This is a genomic window from Pseudomonas inefficax, from assembly GCF_032164165.1.
GTDB lineage: Bacteria > Pseudomonadota > Gammaproteobacteria > Pseudomonadales > Pseudomonadaceae > Aquipseudomonas > Aquipseudomonas inefficax.
In genome coordinates this window covers 2,566,480-2,588,295 of the sequence record NZ_CP134401.1, presented here as the reverse complement: position 1 = coordinate 2,588,295, position 21,816 = coordinate 2,566,480, and the positions used below count along the sequence as shown (strand labels likewise).

At 62.7% G+C, this 21,816-nt stretch carries 20 protein-coding genes; 11 read left to right on the top strand and 9 right to left on the bottom strand.

What is annotated here, in order from left to right:
- Positions 1 to 5: 5 nt before the first annotated feature.
- From RIN61_RS11590 to RIN61_RS11580, 3 genes are read right to left on the bottom strand one after another with little or no spacing between them, the layout of a single operon-like run.
- The gene (locus tag RIN61_RS11590) at positions 6 to 677 is read right to left on the bottom strand and encodes a GNAT family N-acetyltransferase (protein WP_207876992.1); all 672 of its coding nucleotides are present in this window, start codon (positions 675 to 677) and stop codon (positions 6 to 8) included.
- A gap of 7 nt (positions 678 to 684) precedes the next feature.
- Positions 685 to 1,131, bottom strand: coding sequence for a GNAT family N-acetyltransferase (locus RIN61_RS11585; RefSeq protein ID WP_112249453.1), 447 nt, complete (start codon positions 1,129 to 1,131; stop codon positions 685 to 687).
- Positions 1,132 to 1,142: 11 nt separating this feature from the next.
- The gene (locus tag RIN61_RS11580; RefSeq protein WP_112249452.1) at positions 1,143 to 1,772 is read right to left on the bottom strand and encodes an FMN-binding negative transcriptional regulator; all 630 of its coding nucleotides are present in this window, start codon (positions 1,770 to 1,772) and stop codon (positions 1,143 to 1,145) included.
- A 90-nt stretch (positions 1,773 to 1,862) separates the two neighbouring features.
- On the opposite strand from RIN61_RS11580, the gene pdxR reads away from it, so the two are divergent.
- A complete protein-coding gene (gene pdxR, locus RIN61_RS11575) occupies positions 1,863 to 3,410 on the top strand; it encodes a MocR-like pyridoxine biosynthesis transcription factor PdxR (protein ID WP_112249451.1) in 1,548 nt (515 codons plus the stop codon).
- Positions 3,411 to 3,440: 30 nt separating this feature from the next.
- Here the strand turns inward: pdxR and RIN61_RS11570 are convergent, their stop codons facing one another.
- The 4 genes from RIN61_RS11570 to aspA all read right to left on the bottom strand — a co-directional run bounded on the left by RIN61_RS11570 (position 3,441) and on the right by aspA (position 8,509).
- A complete protein-coding gene (locus RIN61_RS11570) occupies positions 3,441 to 4,544 on the bottom strand; it encodes a polyamine ABC transporter substrate-binding protein (RefSeq protein ID WP_313857252.1) in 1,104 nt (367 codons plus the stop codon).
- Positions 4,544 to 5,587, bottom strand: coding sequence for a histone deacetylase family protein (locus tag RIN61_RS11565; protein ID WP_112249449.1), 1,044 nt, complete (start codon positions 5,585 to 5,587; stop codon positions 4,544 to 4,546). Before RIN61_RS11565 ends, RIN61_RS11570 begins: the two co-directional genes overlap by 1 nt.
- A gap of 231 nt (positions 5,588 to 5,818) precedes the next feature.
- Positions 5,819 to 6,811, bottom strand: a complete 993-nt coding sequence (locus RIN61_RS11560; RefSeq protein WP_112249447.1) for an AraC family transcriptional regulator — start codon at positions 6,809 to 6,811, stop codon at positions 5,819 to 5,821.
- Between the two features lie 273 nt (positions 6,812 to 7,084).
- The gene (aspA, locus tag RIN61_RS11555; RefSeq protein ID WP_112249494.1) at positions 7,085 to 8,509 is read right to left on the bottom strand and encodes an aspartate ammonia-lyase; all 1,425 of its coding nucleotides are present in this window, start codon (positions 8,507 to 8,509) and stop codon (positions 7,085 to 7,087) included.
- 182 nt (positions 8,510 to 8,691) lie between these two features.
- On the opposite strand from aspA, the gene RIN61_RS11550 reads away from it, so the two are divergent.
- The 5 genes from RIN61_RS11550 to RIN61_RS11530 all read left to right on the top strand — a co-directional run bounded on the left by RIN61_RS11550 (position 8,692) and on the right by RIN61_RS11530 (position 12,304).
- A complete protein-coding gene (locus RIN61_RS11550; protein ID WP_075046777.1) occupies positions 8,692 to 9,624 on the top strand; it encodes a LysR substrate-binding domain-containing protein in 933 nt (310 codons plus the stop codon).
- A 171-nt stretch (positions 9,625 to 9,795) separates the two neighbouring features.
- The gene (gene purE / locus RIN61_RS11545) at positions 9,796 to 10,287 is read left to right on the top strand and encodes a 5-(carboxyamino)imidazole ribonucleotide mutase (RefSeq protein WP_003253304.1); all 492 of its coding nucleotides are present in this window, start codon (positions 9,796 to 9,798) and stop codon (positions 10,285 to 10,287) included.
- A 10-nt stretch (positions 10,288 to 10,297) separates the two neighbouring features.
- Positions 10,298 to 11,380 (top strand): 5-(carboxyamino)imidazole ribonucleotide synthase, encoded by a 1,083-nt coding sequence (locus RIN61_RS11540; protein ID WP_112249446.1) that lies wholly within the window; start codon positions 10,298 to 10,300, stop codon positions 11,378 to 11,380.
- A 96-nt stretch (positions 11,381 to 11,476) separates the two neighbouring features.
- The gene (locus RIN61_RS11535; protein WP_112249445.1) at positions 11,477 to 11,722 is read left to right on the top strand and encodes a GlsB/YeaQ/YmgE family stress response membrane protein; all 246 of its coding nucleotides are present in this window, start codon (positions 11,477 to 11,479) and stop codon (positions 11,720 to 11,722) included.
- A gap of 48 nt (positions 11,723 to 11,770) precedes the next feature.
- Positions 11,771 to 12,304, top strand: coding sequence for a DUF3299 domain-containing protein (locus tag RIN61_RS11530; protein ID WP_370290545.1), 534 nt, complete (start codon positions 11,771 to 11,773; stop codon positions 12,302 to 12,304).
- 123 nt (positions 12,305 to 12,427) lie between these two features.
- Here RIN61_RS11530 and RIN61_RS11525 read toward each other — a convergent pair whose 3' ends face one another.
- Positions 12,428 to 13,324 carry a D-hexose-6-phosphate mutarotase gene (locus RIN61_RS11525; RefSeq protein WP_313857246.1) on the bottom strand — a complete coding sequence of 299 codons (897 nt, stop codon included), beginning with the start codon at positions 13,322 to 13,324 and terminating at the stop codon, positions 12,428 to 12,430.
- A gap of 71 nt (positions 13,325 to 13,395) precedes the next feature.
- The gene (locus RIN61_RS11520) at positions 13,396 to 13,794 is read right to left on the bottom strand and encodes an acyl-CoA thioesterase (RefSeq protein ID WP_003253317.1); all 399 of its coding nucleotides are present in this window, start codon (positions 13,792 to 13,794) and stop codon (positions 13,396 to 13,398) included.
- Between the two features lie 360 nt (positions 13,795 to 14,154).
- On the opposite strand from RIN61_RS11520, the gene RIN61_RS11515 reads away from it, so the two are divergent.
- From RIN61_RS11515 to pstB, 5 genes are all read left to right on the top strand, one after another.
- On the top strand, positions 14,155 to 15,444 hold the full coding sequence (locus RIN61_RS11515; RefSeq protein ID WP_112249443.1) for an MFS transporter: 1,290 nt from the start codon (positions 14,155 to 14,157) through the stop codon (positions 15,442 to 15,444).
- Between the two features lie 223 nt (positions 15,445 to 15,667).
- Positions 15,668 to 16,666 carry a phosphate ABC transporter substrate-binding protein PstS gene (locus RIN61_RS11510; protein ID WP_056793940.1) on the top strand — a complete coding sequence of 333 codons (999 nt, stop codon included), beginning with the start codon at positions 15,668 to 15,670 and terminating at the stop codon, positions 16,664 to 16,666.
- A 140-nt stretch (positions 16,667 to 16,806) separates the two neighbouring features.
- Positions 16,807 to 19,095: an ABC transporter permease subunit gene (locus tag RIN61_RS11505; protein ID WP_112249442.1), complete on the top strand. Its 2,289-nt coding sequence runs from the start codon at positions 16,807 to 16,809 to the stop codon at positions 19,093 to 19,095.
- Between the two features lie 71 nt (positions 19,096 to 19,166).
- On the top strand, positions 19,167 to 20,783 hold the full coding sequence (gene pstA, locus RIN61_RS11500; protein WP_215520567.1) for a phosphate ABC transporter permease PstA: 1,617 nt from the start codon (positions 19,167 to 19,169) through the stop codon (positions 20,781 to 20,783).
- Between the two features lie 72 nt (positions 20,784 to 20,855).
- Positions 20,856 to 21,689 carry a phosphate ABC transporter ATP-binding protein PstB gene (pstB, locus tag RIN61_RS11495; protein ID WP_207876997.1) on the top strand — a complete coding sequence of 278 codons (834 nt, stop codon included), beginning with the start codon at positions 20,856 to 20,858 and terminating at the stop codon, positions 21,687 to 21,689.
- The last annotated feature ends 127 nt before the right edge of the window (positions 21,690 to 21,816 follow it).

The following is a 21,816-nucleotide window of genomic DNA, read 5'->3' as shown; positions in this document are numbered from 1 at the left end:
AACTCTCAACCCTTGCGGCACGCCTCCAAGGTCTGCACCTGCCCCTCGGGCTTCTGGTTTTCCTCGCTCAACCACCGCTCGAACCCGGCAGCCACCGCTGGCCACTCATCATCGGTAATCGAATACCACGCCGTATCCCGATTGTGGTCCTTCACCACCAGATGCTTGCGGAACACCCCTTCGAATACAAAGCCAAACCGCTCCGCCGCGCGCTTGGAGCGGGCGTTGGCGTTGTTGCACTTCCACTCCAGCCGGCGGTTGCCCAGCTCGAAGCCCAGCTTGCCCAGCAGGTACACCGCCTCGGTGCCCTTGGGCGTACGCTGCATGGCGGCGCCAAAGGCGACGTGGCCGATTTCGATGCGGCCGTGGTCGGGTACGATCGACATCAGGCTGAGGATGCCCTGCGCCTGGCCGCTCGGGCGGTCGATCACGGTGTAGAACAGCGGGTCGCGGCCGGCGGCGTTGCCCTCCAGCCAACGGTTGAAGGCGGCACGTTCGGTGAACGGGCCATAGGGCAGGTAGTCCCACAGCACCGGGTCGGCAGCCGGACCTTGCAGCGCCTCCCAGAGATCGTCGCCATGGCGCGCCGGGTCGAGCTTTTCCAGGCGGGTGAAGCGGCCGTCGATGGGCTCGGCCTGGGGGACTGCGGCGGGTTTCCAGTTCAATGCGTCGGTCATGTTCGGCTTAGAACTCTTTGCGGAATTGAATGAAGCCCGAGCGCTCGGCAACCTGCTGGTACAGGCTGATGGCGGTGGCGTTGGTCTCGTGGGTCAGCCAGTGCACCTTGCTGCAGTTTTCGGCCTTGGCTGCAGTGTAGACATGCTCGATCAGCTGGCGGCCGATGCCCAGGCCACGCTGCGTGCTGTCCACGTACAGGTCCTGCAGGTAGCAGGCGTTACCGATACTCCAGTTGGTACGATGGTAAATGAAGTTGACCATACCCACGGCCTTGCCATCGACCCAAGCCAGTGCCGAATGAGTCGGTTCGTTCGGGTCGAGCAAGCGTTGCCAGGTGCTGAGGCTGACCCCTTCGGGCAATTCGGATTCATAGAAGTGCAGGTAGGCCTGCCACAGGGCGAGCCAGGCAGCATGGTCCTGGCTGGTGACGGAACGCAGGGTAACGCTGGACATGGGCTATTCCTTCAGAGTTGGCGCATGTGCGCCGCGAGTTGGTTATCCAGGTAGTCGGGGCTGGCGCGCAGGCCTTCACGCACGCCGGCAATGTCTTGCTCGGAGCGGTTCTGGCTGAGCTTGCGCGCGCCTTGCAGGCGGGCGATGGGCAGGCGAACACCGACGATGGCGCGGAGCATGCCATCGAGGTACTCACGCGGAGCGTCGGTGACTTTCCACGGTTCGTCGCGGCCTTGTTCGTGGCGCTCGGTCAGGCGACTGACAATTGCCAGCAATGGTTCTGCGTCGTGGATCACTTCCGCCGGGCCATAGGCGTGCACGGCCAGGTAGTTCCAGGTTGGCACCACCTTGGGGTTGTCGGCCTTGCTCGGATAGTAACCAGGGCTGACATAAGCATCGGCGCCGGGGAACACCAGCAGGGCTTCGCCACCATGCTCCAGGTCGTGCCACTGGCGGTTGGCTCGCGCCAGGTGGGCATAGACGGTGCCGAATTCGCCTTCGCCGGTATCGACCAGCACGGGCAGGTGCGTGGCCAGCAGGCCTTGTTCGCCCTGGCTTACCAGGATGGCCAGGCGGGTGTCGAGCATGTGCTGGTGCAGGTGCCCGAGGTCATGTTCCTGATGGGGTTTGCTGTTGTACATGCTCGGTTTCCTTGTGCGATGGCTTCATCCTAGGCAGGCTATTGGCTCATAGTAAGAGCCATTAACAGCTGTTTTGATAGGTCCAATGCCATGAGCGAGCGCCCCCTCGTGTTGCCTTTCGACCCTGCCGGGATCGCCCTTGATCGCCGCCGCGGGCTCAGCCAGCAGCTGTACCAGGCGCTACGTGCGCGGGTGCTGGATGGGCGCCTGAGCAGTGGCACGCGGCTACCCGCCACGCGTGATCTGGCCGCCATGCTGGCGCTGTCACGCAACAGCGTGGTGCGGGCCTATGACCAGCTATATGCCGAGGGCTACATCGAGAGCCGGGTAGGCGATGGCACCTATGTCAGCCAGCTGCCGAAACTCTCCAATGTAAAACTATCCACACAAGTATCCACAGGGTTATCCAGGGGCTTATCAACAGACTTATCCACATTTTCCCGGGAAAATACTGAGGATTTATCCAGCAAGCGGTGGTCCAGCGAGCCTTTGCAGCGCCTGAAAACTAACCATCTACCGCCCCCAAGAAGCGGTGCCCCGCGTGCATTTCGCGTCGGTATTCCGGCGTTCGACCTGTTCCCGTTCGACGTCTGGGCCAAGCTGCAGGCGGGTTTCTGGCGCAACCCGAATCCGGCGCAGCTGGGTTACGGTGACCCTGCAGGTGAGCCGCTGCTGCGTGAACTGATTGCAGCCTACCTGCGTCGCTCGCGTGGGCTGAGTTGTGCGGCTGAACAAATAGTGATCACCAGTGGTGCGCAGCAGGCCATCAGCCTTTGTGCACAGTTGCTATTGCAGCCGGGCGAAGGTGTGGCTGTGGAAAACCCGGGTTACCGCGCAGCCGGGCATGCCTTTGCGCTGGCCGGTGGCAGGTTGCATGGCGTACCGGTGGACGAGGACGGCATGGACTGTCGCCGGCTCGGGCAGCTGGCGGATTGCCGGCTGGCCTATGTCACGCCGGCCCACCAGTACCCGACCGGGGTGACGATGAGCCTGGCGCGACGCCTGGAGCTACTGGCCTGGGCCGAGCGCAGCGATGGCTGGATCATCGAAGACGACTATGACGGCGAGTACCGCTACAGCGGTGCGCCCTTGGCCCCGCTTGCGGCGCTCGACCAGCACGGGCGGGTGCTGTACGTCGGCACCTTCGGCAAGATCGCCTTTCCGGCATTGCGCCTGGGCTACCTGGTACTGCCGCCGCCGCAACTGGCGCAGGCGTTCAGCCAGGGCAGGGCGCTGGCGGTGCGGCATTCGGAGGTCAGTAGCCAGTGCGTGATGGCAGAGTTCATGGCCCGGGGGCATTTCCAGCGGCATATCCGGCGCATGCGCAAGGCGGCGTTGAGCAGGCGCAATGTGCTCAAGGCTGGTTGGCCTGTGGATATTCCGGGGTTGGGAGGCATGCCGGAGGTGGCGGCGGGGCTGCATGTGAAGGTTGATGTGGATAACTTTGCGCGGGAGCAGGAGCTGGTGGCCAAGGCGGAAGCGGTCGGCGTTGAGGTAACGCCGCTGAGTAATTTCTGGCTGGCGGACAGCGAGCAGCCTGTGGATAAGCGCGCGGGGCTGGTGCTGGGGTTTGCAGCGGTGCCGGAGGGGGAGATTGCCGAGGCGTTGATGCGCTTGCGCAAGGCTTGGAGAAAGTGAATGGGGCTGCAAAGCAGCCCCGGCTCTAAATCAGGTTCCGGACTTGATCCGCGTCCAGGCCCTGGTCCGCGCCCGCTCGGCATCCCGCGCCAGGGGCTTGAGGGTATACAGCTTGGCCATTGCCTCCGCCGTCGGATACAGGTTGGGGTTGTTGCGAATCGCCGGGCTCACCTTGTCGGTCGCGTCCTTGTTCGGGTTTGGGTACCCGACAAAGTCGCTGATCGGCGCAATCACCTCGGGCCGCAGCAGGTAGTTGATGAACGCGTGGGCATCTTCCGGGTTGGCCGCGTTCTTCGGAATCGCCAGCATGTCGAACCAGATCGGTGCACCTTCCTTGGGCAGGCGCATGTCCACCACCACGCCATTCTTCGCCTCGCGGGCCCGGTTGGCGGCCTGCGAGAAGCTGCCGCTGTAGCCCACTGCCACGCAGATATCGCCGTTGGCGATGTCAGCCATGTACTTCGAGGAGTGGAAGTAGGTGATGTGCGGGCGGATCTTCAGCATCAGCGCTTCGGCTTTCTTGTAATCAGCCGGTTTGTCACTATTGGGTGGCAAGCCCAGGTACTGCAGGGCCAGCGGCATGATTTCCGACGGCGAGTCGAGCAGGGCCACGCCGCATTGCTTGAGCTTGGCGATGTTCTCTTCCTTGAAGATCAGGTCCCAGCTGTCCACCGGGGCGTTGTCGCCGAGCGCAGCCTTGACCTTGGCCGGGTTGAAGCCGACCAGTACGGTGCCGTACATGTAGGGCACGGCAAATTTGTTACCGGGGTCGTTGGCCTCGATCAGCTTCATCAGCGCCGGGTCCAGGTGCTGCCAGTTCGGCAGCTTGTTGCGGTCCAGCGGCTGAAACACTCCCGCTTCGATCTGCTTGGCGAGGAACACGTTGGACGGTACTACCACGTCATACCCGGAGTTGCCGGTCAGCAGCTTGGCTTCCAGCGCCTCGTTGGTGTCGAAGATGTCGTAGACCAGCTTCACTCCGCTGTCTTTCTGGAACTCGGTGAGGGTTTGCGGGGTGATGTAGTCGAACCAGTTGTACACCCGCAGGGTGCGCTGTTCGGCCTGGGCCTGCAGGGCACCGGTTAACAAGGTGACGGCGATGAACGGGGCGAGCAGACGCTTGAGTCGGACCATTACCGGGCTCCTGGCTGGGCGTGCTGGAAGCCTTCCAGCACATTGACCGCGTTGATACCGATTTCTTCCACAGCGTAGCCGCCTTCCATCACAAACAGGGTCGGCTTGCCGAGCTGGGCAATGCGCTTGCCCATTTCCAGGTAGTCCGGGCTGTCCAGCTTGAACTGCGAGATCGGGTCGTCCTTGAAGGTGTCCACGCCCAGCGAGACCACCAGCACGTCGGCGTCATAGGCGGCGATGCGCTGGCAGGCGTCCTCCAGGGCGGCGCTCCAGGCGGCCCAGTCGCTGCCGGCCGGCAGTGGGTAGTTGATGTTGCAGCCTTCACCGGCACCCTCGCCGGTTTCATCGGCATGGCCGAGGAAGAACGGGAACTCGTCGCGCGGGTCGCCATGGATCGAGGCGAAGAACACATCGTTGCGGTGGTAGAAGATGTCCTGGGTGCCGTTGCCGTGGTGGTAGTCGACGTCGAGGATGGCGACCTTGCGCCGGCCCTGGTCGAGGAAGGCCTGGGCGGCAATGGCGGCGTTGTTCAGGTAGCAATAGCCGCCCATGACTTCGCCAGCGGCGTGGTGCCCTGGCGGGCGGCACAGGGCAAAGGCCGAATGGGCGCCTTGCTGGATCGCCGCCTGGGCGGTAAGGGCGACCTGGGCGGCGCTGTAGGCAGCCTGCCAGGTTCCGGCGGTGATCGGTGCGCCAGCATCAAAGCTGTAGTAGCCCAGTTCGCCGTGCAGGCCGGTGGGTTTTACCTGGCGCAGGGTGCGTGCGGGCCAGGTGAACGGCAGCAAGTCGCCTTCCTGGCCCAGTGCGGCCCAGCGCGCCCAGGCGCCTTCGAAGAAGTCCAGGTAGCTGGCGCTGTGGATGCGCAGCAACGGTGCGCGCCCGAAGTCGGTGGGGCCCTGGATGTCGCCGAGGTTGCGCTTTTTTACCTGGTCGAGCACATGGTCGGCGCGTGACGGCATTTCGAAACAGGGCATCAGCTTGCCGTCGATCAGCTCGCAGCGGCCGTGGTGCAGGCGGTGGTCATCGGAATAGATCGTCAGCATTTTTGTTCTCCGGTGGGTACTGGCGTGGGCCCATTTTCATGGGTGGGCCAGTGAGGGAGAACGACGCAAGTGGCCAAAAGGGGATCGATGTGGCCAAGCTCTTTGGCTGGATTTGTTGGTGGCCTGTACTGGCCCTTTCGCGGGTGAACCCGCTCCCACAGGTACAGTGTTGCACCTGGGTGTGTGCAATCCCTGTGGGAGCGGGTTCACCCGCGAAAGGGCCGGTACAGGTCAACCGCGGAAGTGACTGGGCGCAACGCCACTCCAGCGCTGGAAGGCATGCCGGAAACTGGCGGTCTCGCTGAAACCCAGGGACTCGGCAATCCGATAGATCGGCATCTGCTCATCAGCCAGCAACTGCTTGGCCCGTTCGAACCTCAATTCATCCAGCAGCTGTTGATAACTGCTGCCCAACGCCTGCAAATGCCGGCGCAGGGTGCGCGATGAGCAGTTCATCTGCCGCGCCAGCCCTTCCAGCCCGGGCGCTGCATCCAGTTGTTGCGCCAGCAGTTGGCGAATCCGCCCCAGCCAGGCTTGGCGGCCTGTGAATTCAAGGTTCAGGCGCCGGCAGCGTTCGCTCATGGCCTTGTGGGTAATCGGGTCGGCCAGCGGCAGTGGCGTGTCCAGCCAGCGCCGTTCAAAGGCAAAGGCGTTGTCCTCGGCACTGAACCCGATCGGGCACTGGAAGGCACCGGCATAGAGGGCATGGTAGCCCGGGCGTGGGTGTTCGAAGCGGGCGCCCAGCAGGGGCAGCGGTCGGCCGAGCAGGTCGTCGCAGATGACTTTCAGCGATACCAGGCAGAACTCGGCATTGAAGGCGGTCAGCGTCGGGCTGTCGTGGTAGTCGCTGGCGCTGAACCAGACGCGTTGGCCGTCCTCCAGCAAACGCAGCTTGAAGACTGTTCCCAGCAGTGCCGGATACTGCAGCGCCAAGCGCAAGGCGTCACCCAAAGTGGCACTGGAGAGCAGGGCGTAACCGAGCATGCCGTAGCACGACACATGCATGCGCCGGCCCAGTTCCAGGCCGATATCCTCGCGCCGGGCAACGGCGTTGGCACACACCTGCAGTTCCTGCTGGGTGGTGATGCGTGCATCGGCGTGCCCCAGGTCCGCCGGGCCGATGCCGCTGCCGGCCAGTAGCGCCGACGCTTCGCAACCGTCTGCCTGGAATACGTTGAGGATCAGCGAAACCGCGTTGAGGGTGGTGAGGTGGCTGTGCAGCATGCTGGGTAATCCCGTCGGCCTGGGACGCATTATGGAGCAAGTTGTGTGCCGATGTTCGGGGGCCGCTCTGCGGCCCTATCGCGACACAAGGCCGCTCCCACATTGAGCGGTGAACGCAGGGCTCTTGTGGGAGCGGCCTTGCGTCGCGATGGGCTGCAACGCAGCCCCAAAATCTTGCAGGCAAAAAAAAGGCCCGAAGCATAGGCTCGGGCCTTGGAAAGGTTGAGAGGTGTCTAGTCCCTCGACCTGGTGAGACTGTTTACAGCAGCCTGGTTACGCCTTCAGCGGAACCAGACGGGGAGCGATCATGTTTTCCGGACGCAGGATGTCGTCGAGCATCGCGTCGTCCAGCAGCTTCTCTTCGCGCACCAGTTCCAGTACGCCGCGGCCGGTTTCCAGGGCAACGCGGGCGATACGGGTGGCGTTTTCGTAGCCGATGTATGGGTTCAGGGCGGTGACCAGGCCGATCGAGTGCTCGACCAGTTCACGGCAGCGCTGTTCGTTGGCGGTGATGCCGACGATGCAGTGTTCGCGCAGCATGTCCATGGCACGTTGCAGCAGGCGGATCGAGTCGAAGATCTTGTAGGCGATCAGCGGCTCCATCACGTTCAGCTGCAGCTGGCCACCTTCGGCGGCGACGGTCAGGGCCAGGTCGTTGCCCATGATGGCGAAGGCCACTTGGTTGACGGCTTCAGGGATAACCGGGTTGACCTTGCCTGGCATGATCGAGCTGCCTGGCTGACGCGCTGGCAGGTTGATCTCGTTGATGCCGGTGCGCGGGCCGCTGGACAGCAGGCGCAGGTCGTTGCAGATCTTCGACAGTTTGACTGCGGTACGCTTGAGCATGCCGGAGAACAGTACGAAGGCGCCCATGTCGGAGGTCGCTTCGATCAGGTCGGCAGCCGGTACCAGCGGCTGGCCGCTGATGGTAGCCAGACGCTGTACGGCCAAGGCCTGGTAGCCAGGGTCGGCGTTGATGCCGGTGCCAATGGCGGTACCGCCCAGGTTGATTTCGGTCAGCAGTTCCGGGGCCAGCGAGCGCAGGCGCTGCAGGTCTTCGGTCATGGTGGTGGCGAAAGCGCGGAATTCCTGGCCCAGGGTCATCGGTACGGCGTCCTGCAGCTGGGTACGGCCCATCTTCAGTACGTGATCGAACTCTTTGCCCTTGGCAGCGAAGGCCTGGATCAGGCTGTCGAGGCTGGCCAGCAGGGCGTCGTGGCCCAGCAGCAGGCCCAGACGGATGGCTGTCGGGTAGGCGTCGTTGGTCGACTGCGCCATGTTCACGTCGTTGTTCGGGTGCAGGTACTGGTACTCACCCTTCTGGTGGCCCATGGCCTCCAGCGCGACGTTGGCGATGACTTCGTTGGCGTTCATGTTGGTAGAGGTACCAGCACCGCCCTGGATCATGTCCACCACGAACTGGTCGTGGTAATCGCCTTTGATCAGGCGGGCACAGGCTGCAGTGATGGCAGCGTGCTTGGCATCGCTCAGGTGACCCAGCTCACGGTTGGCGTCGGCAGCAGCCTGCTTGACCATGGCCAGGGCCACGACCAGCTTCGGGTAGTGCGACAGCGGAACACCGGAGAGGTGGAAGTTGTTGGCAGCGCGCAGGGTCTGGATGCCGTAGTAGGCATCTGCAGGAACTTCAAGGGTACCCAACAAATCTTTTTCGACGCGGAACGATGCAGCGGAGGACATGATGTATATCATCTCGAATTTGACCCGGCACATGCCGGAATGGCGCCAATCCTAGGCCTGAAGGTGATTTTGCGGCCAATGCTGTTGCACGCTAACCTATGCACAAACGGCATAGTGTTTCATGTGACGCCAATTGACATTCGAGCGTGTTCCATTTTGGTGCACGCCGGGAGATGTGCTTCGTGAACCTTGAAAGCAAATGGCTGGAAGACTTCAGCGCGCTGGCAGCAACCCGCAGTTTTTCCCAGGCGGCAGAGCGGCGTTTCGTGACTCAACCTGCCTTCAGCAGGCGTATTCGCAGCCTTGAAGCAGCCTTGGGTCTGCAGTTGGTGAATCGTTCCCGCACGCCAATAGAACTGACTGAAGCCGGCCAGCTTTTTCTTGTCACGGCACGTACCGTTGTCGACCAGTTGAGCGAAATTCTCCGCCATTTGCATCATCTGGAAGGCGGGCAGGGCGAAGTGGTGCAGGTGGCTGCGGCACACTCCCTGGCGTCGGGCTTTTTCCCGCGTTGGGTGGCCCAGTTGCGCAACGATGGGTTGAACATCGCCACCCGTCTGGTTGCGACCAACGTCGGCGATGCCGTGCATGCATTACGCGAAGGAGGCTGCGACCTGATGCTGGCCTTCTATGACCCGGATGCCGCCCTGCAGATGGATGCTGAAATCTTCCCGTCGCTGCACATGGGTACCACCGAAATGTTGCCTGTGTGCGCTGTGGATGCGGAAGGCAAGCCATTGTTCGACCTGGAGGGCGAGGGCAGCGTGCCGCTGCTGGCCTATACCGCCGGAGCCTTCCTTGGCCGTTCGGTGAACTTGCTGCTGCGCCAGCGCAACCTGCGCTATACCACTGTCTATGAAACCGCCATGGCAGACAGCCTCAAGAGCATGGCGCTGGAAGGCATGGGCATCGCCTGGGTACCGCGCCTGTCGATGCGTGGCGAACTGGAACGGGGCGAACTGGCGATCTGCGGCGGCAGCCAGTGGCACGTGCCACTGGAAATCCGCCTGTATCGTTGCGCCCTGGTGCGCAAGGCCAATGTAAGGCTGTTGTGGCGCAAGCTCGAGGGGGCGGCGATGGTTGACCCAAAAGTCAGTCAAAGCCCCGAAAAATAAGGGGCGACAGTTGGTCGCCGGGGTGCCTTAAACGCACCACCTTACGGTATACTGCGCGGCCTTTCGACCGGATGCGTCCGGTCCTGATCAGCAAACAAGCCACGCCGGTCGTCCCGCGTGGCTTGTTGTTTTTTGACGCGCCCAAGGGCGCACAAGCGAAGAGGCTCGACGATGAGTGCACTGGTTGGCGTGATCATGGGCTCCAAGTCCGATTGGTCCACCCTTAGCCACACCGCCGATATGCTGGAAAAACTCGGCATTCCCTACGAAGTGAAGGTGGTTTCCGCCCACCGCACCCCGGATCTGCTGTTCCAGTATGCCGAAGAGGCTGAGGGCCGTGGCATCGAGGTGATCATCGCCGGTGCAGGTGGCGCAGCCCACCTGCCAGGTATGTGCGCTGCCAAGACCCACCTGCCGGTGCTGGGCGTGCCCGTGCAATCGTCGATGCTGTCGGGTGTCGATTCGCTGCTGTCGATCGTGCAGATGCCAGCCGGTGTGCCGGTAGCCACCCTGGCCATCGGCCGTGCCGGTGCGGTCAACGCTGCGCTGCTGTCGGCCAGTATTCTCGGCGCCAAGTACCCGCAGTACCACGCGGCGCTCAAGCAGTTCCGCACGGAGCAGACCGACACCGTGCTGGACAACCCAGACCCGCGCCAGGCTTGAGGCTCAACCCATGAAGATCGGTGTAATCGGTGGCGGCCAGCTGGGCCGCATGCTGGCCCTGGCGGGTACCCCGCTGGGCATGAACTTCGCTTTCCTCGACCCGGCGCCGGACGCCTGCGCCGCGCCGCTGGGCGAGCACCTGCGTGCCGACTACGGCGACCAGGACCACCTGCGCCAGCTGGCCGACGAAGTCGACCTGGTCACCTTCGAGTTCGAAAGCGTCCCGGCCGAGACCGTCGCCTTCCTCTCGCAGTTCGTGCCGGTGTACCCCAGCGCCGAAGCGCTGCGCATCGCCCGTGACCGCCTGTTCGAAAAGAGCATGTTCCGCGACCTGGGTATCCCCACCCCGGCCTTCGCCGACATTCTCTCGCAGTCCGACCTGGACGCCGCGGTGGCCAGCATCGGCCTGCCGGCCGTGCTGAAAACCCGCACACTGGGTTACGACGGCAAGGGCCAGAAGGTGCTGCGCACGCCTGAGGACGTGGTCGGTACCTTTGCCGAGTTGGGCAGCGTGCCGTGCCTGCTGGAAGGCTTCGTGCCGTTCACCGGCGAAGTGTCGTTGGTGGCCGTACGTGCCCGTGATGGCGAAACCCGCTTCTACCCCTTGGTGCACAACACCCACGAAAGCGGCATCCTGCGCCTGTCGGTCGCCAGCCAGGCGCACCCGCTGCAGGCTCTGGCTGAAGACTACGTGGGCCGCGTGCTCAAGCAACTGGACTATGTGGGCGTGATGGCCTTCGAGTTCTTCGAAGTCGACGGCGGCCTCAAGGCCAACGAAATCGCCCCGCGTGTACACAACTCCGGGCACTGGACCATTGAAGGCGCCGAGTGCAGCCAGTTCGAGAACCACCTGCGCGCCATCGCCGGCCTGCCGCTGGGCTCGACCGCCAAGGTTGGCGAGAGCGCGATGCTCAACTTCATCGGTGAAGTGCCGGCGGTGGACAAGGTGGTTGCCATCGGTGACTGCCATCTGCACCACTACGGCAAGGCCTTCAAGGTTGGTCGCAAGGTTGGTCACGCCACCCTGCGCTGCCACGACATGGCCACCCTCGAGCGCAAGATTGCCGAAGTAGATGCCCTGATCGGCAACTGATCGAACTTCTACCAGCGGCTTGCCCTCTGAAATGGCAACGAGCCAAAGCGCTGTCTAGGCTTTGGCTTGTTCCATCATCACTGCAGAGGGATTGCCATGGGTATCATTGGAACCATCTTCATCGGCCTTATCGTCGGCCTGCTGGCCCGCTTCATCAAGCCGGGCGACGACAGCATGGGCTGGATCATGACCATCCTGCTGGGTATTGCCGGCTCCCTGCTGGCCACCTACGGCGGCCAGGCGCTGGGCATCTATCAGGCCGGAGAGGCCGCGGGCTTCTTTGGCGCGCTGGTGGGGGCAGTCGTCCTCCTGGTGATCTACGGATTCATCAAGAAACGCTGAATATTGGTTAGAATGCCCGGCAATTCATTCGAGTTGCCGAGCATTTTCATGCGTGCCTTTTTCCTCGCCTCACTGCTGTTGGTCAGTACCCTGGCTCATGCCGAACTGCCTGAAACCGACTGGCTGGAGCTGATGCCAAAGTCGGACCAGCAGGCACTCGAGCAAATGCCTGAAATCGACCACAACTCCCCGGAAGCTATGGGCACCTTTACCGACAAGGGCGGCCTGAAGCAGAGCAAGGGCCTGCCGGCGGTGATGTACTCGACCAAGACTGTGGCTGCCATGAACGGCAAGGATATTCGCCTGGGCGGCTACCCGGTGCCCCTGGAGAGCGACGCCAAGGGCAACAGCACGCTGTTTTTCCTGGTGCCTTACCCAGGAGCGTGCATCCATGTGCCGCCACCACCACCGAACCAGTTGGTGCTGGTGCGCTACCCGAAAGGCCTGAAGATCGATGATATCTACACACCGCTTTGGGTCAGCGGCAAGCTGAAGGTGGAAAAGGTCAGCAACGACCTGGCCGATGCGGCCTATGCGCTGGATGCGGGGAAGGTGAGGGTGGTGGAGGACGCAGACCTCTGATTGCCTGTACCGGCCCTTTCGCGGGTAAACCCGCTCCCACAGGTCGTCACAAACCTTGAATATCGTGGAGACCCTGTGGGAGCGGGTTTACCCGCGAAGGGGCCCGAACAGATACTGCAAAACTCAGATCATTTCACAGCCAATCCTGACCTCCAGCGAACTGCTGGCCCCAGGTTTCAACTCCACCAGGTCATCCCACACATTCGCCGTCTCGATGCACAGCATCCGCTGCCACCCATCATCGGCCATGTCCGGTAGTTCTCTGGCCCGTTCGGTCCAAGGGTTCCAGATCACCGCCGAACGTGACCCGCTGCTGGTCAGGGTAATCCGCCGCTTCCAGTGCGGGTCGACAATGCTCAGCGTTGGCGGGGTGCCGAGGTAGATCCGATCTGTTTCCCCGGCGAACTCGAGCGCCCCTTGCTGCTGACGCTGCTCCCAGTCAGCCAGGGTCTCGATATAGCTCAGCCCCTCGACCCCTTCGACCCGCGCCTGGCGCACGTCACTGACTGCGAAGTAGCTGTGCAGGGCCTGGCTGATGGTGACGGGAGTGTTGCCCATATTGCGGCTGGTCAGGTTCAGCCGCAGGTCCTCGCCCAGCACCACTACCAGTTTCAGCTCGACGTCATGAGGCCAGCCAGGCAGGTCACCCTGCGCTTCCGGTAGTTCGAATTCGATGCGCAGGCCTTCGCCCGTTTCCTCGATACCCAGCAATTGCCAGTCGCGCGCCCGCGCCAGGCCATGCGCGGGTGCCTGTTCGCCGTGGTACATGGCCTGCACGGCCTGGGGGTTGCGCTGCAGGTTGCCGAACCACGGCCAGCACACCGGCACACCGGCGCGTACCGACTTGCCCTGACGGAAGATGGCCTGGTCGCTCAGCCACAGCAGCGGTGGCTGGCCAACGCGCTGGTAGCTGAGGATCTGCGCGCCCTGCTGGGCGACCAGTAGTTCGGCGTGGTCGTTGCTGATACGCCAGCAGCTGAGTTCGCCATGTTGCTCGGTTACGACCTGGTAGGTAGCCATTGCATTCATCTCATTGATTGCCAGTGGGCCTTGGACCCGGGCACATGCAATGAGTTTACCGCCGGCGTGGCTCAGCGACGAGGTACGGAGCGGGTGCGGCCACTGCCGTCGATGGCGACGAAAACGAAGACGGCTTCGGTGACCTTGCGCCATTCGCTGGACAGCGGGTCGTCACTCCACACTTCGACCATCATCTGGATCGAGCTGCGGCCGATTTCCAGAGTCTGGGTATAGAACGACAGTTGAGCGCCGACGGCGACCGGGACCAGAAAGGCCATGCGGTCGATGGCCACGGTGGCCACGCGGCCGCCGGCGACGCGGCTGGCCATGGCGGTACCGGCCAGGTCCATCTGGGCGACCAGCCAGCCGCCGAAGATGTCGCCAAACCCGTTGGTCTCGCGCGGCAGTGCTGTGATCTGCAAGGCCAGGTCACCTTGCGGGATAGGATCTTCTTGTTCGAGCTCAATCATGCGATGGGGCCTCTGACCCGTGACGCTTTCGTTGGGGTGGCGCAAAGGCCGGGTAAACGATTCAGCTTGAAACATACTACGCCGATTTCGTTTCACTGAGCGGCCGTAGGGAAACTCTGCGAAACCGCCTGACATAAAGACCGGCGTTTTCGCACAACATCCCACGCTAGCAGCAACCTTTTCCTACGAACTGCCAGTATATAGAGCATAACGGCCAGCGACGACCGTGCATTCATGAATATGTGTAGGGATTTTGTATCGCTTTCGGCGCAGCTCAGCAATTTGCTATCTTCGCTTGTCTCCCCAATCCAGAAGCCGCGTGCCAAGCGGCCTGCATGCCTACAAAGAGAACAATCAGCGATGACTTCCGTGCCGAGCAGTATCGAGCAGCCCTCGCGGCCGCTGACCCGCAGTGACTACAAGACCCTCTCACTGTCCGCCCTGGGCGGCGCGCTGGAGTTCTACGACTTCATCATCTTCGTGTTCTTCGCCACGGTGGTCGGCAAGCTGTTCTTCCCGGCCGACATGCCCGAATGGCTGCGCCTGATGCAAACCTTCGGCATTTTTGCCGCCGGCTACCTGGCGCGGCCGCTGGGCGGCATCATCATGGCTCACTTCGGTGACCTTCTCGGGCGCAAGAAGATGTTCACCCTGAGCATCTTCATGATGGCCCTGCCAACGCTGATCATGGGCTTGCTGCCGACTTATGCACAGATCGGCATGCTGGCGCCGATCCTGCTACTGCTGATGCGCGTGATCCAGGGCGCTGCAATCGGTGGCGAGGTACCGGGCGCCTGGGTGTTCGTGTCCGAGCACGTGCCAGCGCGCAACACCGGCTACGCCTGCGGCACCCTGACTGCGGGCCTGACCGCGGGCATTCTGCTGGGCTCGCTGGTGGCCACCTTGATCAACAGCGTGTACAGCGCCGAAGAAGTGGCCGATTACGCCTGGCGTATCCCGTTCCTGCTTGGCGGTGTGTTCGGCCTGTTCTCGGTGTACCTGCGCCGTTGGCTGCACGAAACCCCGGTGTTCGCCGAAATGCAGCAGCGCAAGGCGCTGGCCGAGGAGCTGCCGTTGCGCGCGGTGCTGCGTGACCATCGTGGTGCGATCATACTATCGATGCTGCTGACCTGGATGCTGTCTGCTGCCATCGTGGTAGTCATCCTGATGACCCCGGCACTGCTGCAGAGCATCTACCACATCAGCCCTATCGACTCGCTCAAGGCCAACAGCATGGCGATCGTGCTGCTCAGCTTCGGCTGCATCGGTGCTGGCAGCCTGGCAGACCGCTTCGGTGCTGGCCGGGTGTTCGTGATCGGCAGCCTGCTGCTGCTGGCAAGTTCCTGGACCTTCTTCCACAGCCTGCCGACCCGGCCCGAGCTGCTGTTCCCGTTGTATGCGGTGACCGGCCTGTGTGTGGGCGTGATCGGTGCGGTACCTTATGTGATGGTCAAGGCATTCCCGGCGGTGGTGCGCTTCAGCGGGCTGTCGTTCTCGTACAACGTGGCCTACGCGATCTTTGGTGGGCTGACACCGATGGTGGTGACTGCGCTGTTGAAAGTGAGCCCGATGGCGCCTGCCTACTATGTGGCGGGGTTGTGTGCCGTTGGTCTGGCCGTGGGCCTGTACCTGCTCGCCAACAAGCGTTAAGGCTGCTGGCCTCTTCGCGGCTAAAGCCGCTCCCACAGGTGCGGCATTGCCTTGAAGCCGGTGCCATTCCTGTGGGAGCGGCTTTAGCCGCGAAGAGGCCAGGCCTGTTTTGATGATGGCCTTTCATCCAATTGTCATAATCAAGTCATATCGTATTCATGCGGCCTGCAGATACTTGGGCCCGTTCCATCCAACACCCCAATATTCCTGCTAGGAGCAAGGCATGAAACTGAAGCGTTTGATGGCGGCCCTCACCTTTGCCGCCGCTGGCGTTGCAACCGCCAACGCGGTAGCCGCTGTCGATCCTGCGATCCCGACCTACACCAAGACCACCGGTGTTTCGGGCAACCTCTCCAGCGTCGGTTCGGACACCCTCGCCAACCTGATGACTCTGTGGGCCGAGGCCTACAAGAAGGAATATCCGAACGTAAACATCCAGATCCAGGCTGCCGGCTCCTCCACCGCGCCACCTGCGCTGACCGAAGGCACCGCCAACCTTGGCCCGATGAGCCGCAAGATGAAAGACGTCGAGCTGCAGGCCTTCGAGCAGAAGTACGGCTACAAGCCGACCGCCATCCCGGTCGCCGTAGACGCCCTGGCTGTATTCGTGCACAAGGACAACCCGATCAAAGGCCTGACCATGGCCCAGGTCGATGCCATCTTCTCTTCCACCCGCCTGTGCGGTGGCAAGGCCGACGTCAAGACCTGGGGTGACCTGGGCGTGACCGGCGACCTGGCCAACAAGCCAGTGCAGCTGTTCGGCCGTAACTCGGTATCGGGCACCTACGGCTACTTCAAGGAAGAAGCCCTGTGCAAAGGCGACTTCAAGCCTAACGTCAACGAACAACCTGGCTCGGCGTCGGTCGTGCAGTCGATCAGCTCCTCGCTGAATGGCATCGGCTACTCGGGTATCGGCTACAAGACCGCCAGCGTCAAGACTGTGGCCCTGGCCAAGAAGGAAGGTGGTGAGTTCGTTGAAGACAACGAAACCAACGCCCTGAACGGCACTTACCCGCTGTCCCGCTTCCTGTACGTCTACGTCAACAAGGCCCCGAACAAGCCTCTGGCGCCGCTGGAAGCCGAGTTCGTCAAGCTGGTGCTGTCGCAAGCTGGCCAGCAGGTCGTGGTGAAGGACGGCTACATCCCGCTGCCGGCCAAAGTCGTCGACAAGACCTTGGCTGACCTGGGCCTGTCCCACGCGGGTAACGTCGCAAAAAAGTAAGTAACTGAGGAGGAGGCCGGTGCTGCTGCCCGGCCTCTTCCACGAAATTCCCAGTCCGAAGCCAGGTTTACTGAGCGGCGGGCTTTCGTGCGTCACCACTTTGTAATGTTTTTGTCACACGGGACCGCTAGGGTGTGCGCATGAATGATCTGGCCAACTCCAACATGACCCAAAACTCCCCGCCCGTGCGGATTGATTTCAATACGCCGGAGTTGCAACGCAAGCGCCGCATGCGCGCGCTCAAGGATCGCCTGACCCGCTGGTATGTACTGGTGGGCGGGCTTGCCGTTTTGGCGGCGATCACCCTGATCTTCTTCTATCTGGCCTATGTGGTGCTGCCGCTGTTCCAGGGCGCCGAGCTGACCAGCAAGAAAGCCCTGGAGCCGACCTGGCTGCAGCAGGATGCCGGCAAGCCGCTGATGATCGCGCTTGAAGAGCAGAACCTGGTGGGCATGCGCGTTTCGGACAAGGGCCAGGCACTGTTCTTCGATACCAAGACCGGCAACGAGCTCAAGCGTGTCGACCTGCCGCTGCCGGCAGGCACCCAGGTCACTTCGATCAGTGCCGACCAGCCGGGCAGCCCGCTGGTGGTGCTGGGCTTGTCCAACGGCCAGGCGCTGGTGTTCCACCACACCTACAAGGTCACCTATCCGGACAACAAGAAAACCATCGCTCCCAGCATCGACTACCCGTACGGCGAACAGCCGTTCGTGCTCGACGAGCAGGGCCGTGCGCTGGAGCATGTCAGCGTCAACGTCAATGGCGACACCCTGCTTATGGCCGGCTCCACCGGCGCGCATCTGCAGGTGGTCGAGCTGACCCGCACCGAAAACATGATGACCGAAGAGGTCACCACCGAACAGAACCGCATCGAACTGCCGCAGATGACCGAAACGGTGAAGAACATCTTCATCGACCCGCGTCAGCAGTGGCTGTACGTGATCAACGGCCGCGCCACCGCGGACGTGTTCAACCTGCGCGACAAGAGCCTCAACGGGCGCTACAAGCTGTCTGAAAGCGCCGACACCGAAATTACCGCCACCGCCCAGCTGGTCGGCGGCATCTCGCTGATCATCGGCGATTCCAAGGGCGGCCTGGCCCAGTGGTTCATGGCCCGTGATCCTGATGGCGAATCGCGCTTCAAGCTGATTCGCACCTTCCAGATGGGCAAGGCTGCGGTCGTGCAAATCGACGCCGAAGAGCGCCGCAAGGGCTTTGTCGCCCTCGACGCCGCAGGCGAGCTGGGCGTGTTCCACAGCACTGCGCACCGTACCTTGCTGGTCGAGCCGGTCGCCGAAGGCCCTGGCATCCTGGCCCTGTCGCCACGTGCCAATCGCATCATCATCGAAGAGGGCGGCAAGCTGTTGCCGCTGAGCCTGCGCAACCCGCACCCGGAGGTTTCCTTCAGCGCGCTGTGGGGCAAGGTGTGGTACGAGAACTACGACGAGCCGAAATACGTCTGGCAGTCGACCGCTTCGAACACCGACTTCGAGCCCAAGCTGAGTCTGTCGCCGCTGACCTTCGGTACCCTCAAGGCCGCGTTCTACGCCATGATCCTGGCGGCCCCGCTAGCAATTGCCGCGGCCATCTACACCGCTTATTTCATGGCCCCGGGCATGCGCCGCAAGGTCAAGCCGGTGATCGAACTGATGGAAGCGATGCCGACGGTAATCCTCGGCTTCTTCGCCGGCCTGTTCCTCGCCCCGTACCTGGAAGGCCACCTTCCAGGCGTGTTCAGCCTGTTCCTGCTGATGCCGCTCGGTATCCTGCTGGCCGGTTTCGCCTGGACCCGACTGCCCGAGTCGATTCGCCTGCGCATCCCGGATGGCTGGGAAGCGGCGATCCTGATCCCGGTCATCCTGTTCACCGGCTGGTTCGCCCTGACCATGAGCCCGCACCTGGAAACCTGGTTCTTCGGCGGCGACATGCGCCTGTGGATCACCAACGACCTGGGGATCACCTATGACCAGCGCAACGCCCTGGTCGTGGGCATCGCCATGGGTTTCGCGGTCATCCCGAACATCTACTCCATCGCCGAAGACGCCGTGTTCAGCGTGCCGCGCAGCCTGACCCTGGGTTCTCTGGCCCTGGGTGCGACGCCCTGGCAGACCCTGACCCGCGTGGTGATCCTCACCGCCAGCCCAGGTATTTTCTCGGCGCTGATGATCGGCATGGGCCGCGCGGTGGGCGAGACCATGATCGTGCTGATGGCCACCGGCAACACGCCGGTGATGGAGCTGAACCTGTTCGAGGGCATGCGCACGCTGGCCGCCAACGTGGCCGTCGAAATGCCGGAGTCGGAAGTCGGCGGCAGCCACTATCGCGTGCTGTTCCTGGCCGCGCTGGTGCTGCTGATGTTCACCTTCATCATGAATACCTTGGCCGAGCTGATTCGCCAGCGTCTGCGCAAGAAATACTCGTCGCTTTGATAGAAAGGTAGCGATCCGTGAAAAAGGATTCCCTCAAAGGCTGGTTCAAGAGCGGCGCCCCAGGCGTCTGGATGAGCGGCGGCGCGGTGGCCATGGCAGTGATCATGACCGTTGGCCTGCTGGCGGTGATTGCCGTGCGCGGCCTGGGCCACTTCTGGCCGGCCGATCTTGTCCAGGCCACTTACAAGGTGCCGGGCCAGGCCGATCATGTCGTCATCGGCGAAGTGGTGCAAAAGGAGGAAGTACCCCGTGCCCGCCTGAAGGGCGCCGGCCTGCCAGTGCCTGACCAGGGCCCGGAGTTCATGACCCGTGAGCTGATCAAGGTGGGCAACCGCGATCTCAACGGCAGCGACTTCACCTGGGTGGTTGGCGATTGGCTGATCGATGAGAAGCACCCGACCGACCTGATCGCCCTGGAGCGCCGCGAGTGGGGCAACTTCTACGGCTACCTGGTCAGCGTCAAGGAAGAAGGCCGCGTGGTCGCCGAAGGCGCTGCTGCCTGGAACGAACTGCAGGCCCGCCTGAAGCGTGCCAACCAGCTCAACAGCGAACTGCAAAGCCTCGAGAAGAAAGACATCGGTGCCATCAACCATGGCCTCGAGCGCCTGCGCCTGCAGGCCCGCAAGCTGGAGCTGGAGGGCAAGCTGGACGCCGCTGCCCAGGCCGACATGGACGCTGATCGCGCCGAGCTGAACAGCCGCTACAAGGCCATCGAAGACCGTCTGACCGGCCTGCACCAGGCCTTCGCCCGCGACAGCCTGGTGGCCCGCGATGGCAACGGCCGTGAAGTGGAAATCAACCTGAGCAAGGTGGTGCACGCCATCCAGCCGAATGCCATGTCGGGGTTCACCAAGCTGGGCACCTACTTCACCAAGGTCTGGGAGTTCCTCAGCGACGATCCGCGTGAAGCCAACACCGAGGGCGGTATCTTCCCGGCCATCTTCGGTACCGTGATGATGACCCTGATCATGGCCGTGATCGTCACTCCGTTCGGTGTGTTGGCTGCCGTGTACCTTCGCGAATACGCCAGACAGGGCCCGGTGACCCGCCTGATCCGAATCGCGGTGAACAACCTGGCCGGTGTACCGGCGATCGTCTACGGCGTGTTCGGCCTGGGCTTCTTCGTCTACGTGCTGGGTGGCTCGATCGACCGCCTGTTCTTCCCCGAAGCACTGCCGGCGCCAACCCTGGGTACCCCGGGCTTGCTGTGGGCATCGCTGACCCTGGCGCTGCTGGCCGTGCCGGTGGTGATCGTGGCCACCGAGGAAGGCCTGGCGCGTATCCCGCGCACCGTGCGCGAAGGCTCGCTGGCCCTGGGCGCGACCAAGGCCGAAACCCTGTGGAAGATCGTCCTGCCGATGGCCAGCCCGGCGATGATGACCGGCATGATCCTCGCCGTGGCCCGCGCCGCTGGTGAAGTGGCGCCACTTATGCTGGTGGGCGTGGTAAAGCTGGCTCCGTCGCTGCCGGTGGACGGGAACTACCCGTACCTGCATCTGGACCAGAAGATCATGCACCTGGGCTTCCACATCTATGACGTCGGCTTCCAGAGCCCTAACGTCGAGGCCGCGCGGCCGCTGGTTTATGCCACCGCGTTGCTGCTGGTGCTGGTGATCGCGGCCCTCAACCTCTCGGCCGTGTGGATCCGTAACCACCTGCGCGAGAAGTACAAGGCCCTCGACAGCTGAACCTGATTGCAAGCGTGCCGCCCGCGGGCCGGGCGGCCCTTTGAAACGTATTGTTAGCGTATGGAGTTGACCATGCAGCAAGAATCCCATGCCCACGGCATCGACATGTCTGCCCTGGGCCGCGACAAGCAGAGCCTGCGCCTGGCCGAAGAAACCGTAGCCATCGAAGTGCCAGGCCTGAGCCTGTTCTACGGTGACAAGCAAGCGCTGTTCGATGTGCAGATGAACATCCCCAAGCAGCGCGTGACCGCCTTCATCGGCCCGTCCGGCTGCGGCAAGTCGACCCTGCTGCGTACCTTCAACCGCATGAACGACCTGGTTGACGGCTGCCGCGTGGAAGGCGCCATCAATCTGTATGGCCACAACATCTACCGCAAGGGCGAAGATGTGGCCGAGCTGCGCCGCCGTGTGGGCATGGTGTTCCAGAAGCCCAATCCGTTCCCCAAGACCATCTACGAAAACGTGGTCTACGGCCTGCGCATCCAGGGCATCAACAAGAAGCGCGTGCTCGACGAAGCGGTTGAATGGGCGCTCAAGGGTGCGGCCCTGTGGGACGAGGTCAAGGACCGCCTGCACGAGTCGGCACTGGGCCTTTCCGGTGGCCAGCAACAGCGTCTGGTCATTGCCCGCACCATCGCCGTGGAGCCGGAAGTGCTGCTGCTCGACGAACCGTGCTCGGCACTGGACCCGATCTCGACCTTGAAGGTCGAGGAACTGATCTACGAATTGAAATCCAAGTACACCATCGTCATCGTGACCCACAACATGCAGCAGGCGGCCCGTGTTTCGGACTACACCGCGTTCATGTACATGGGCAAACTGGTCGAATTCGGGGATACCGACACCCTGTTCACCAACCCGGCGAAGAAGCAGACCGAAGACTACATCACTGGTCGCTACGGCTGATCGCCGCTCGGGACAGGTACCTGGCCCCTGTGGGAGCGGGTTTACCCGCGAAGCAGTCGCCGCGGTGTCTGGCACCGGCTTCGCCGGTGTTCGCGGGTGAACCCGCTCCCACAGGATGTGTTTGCCA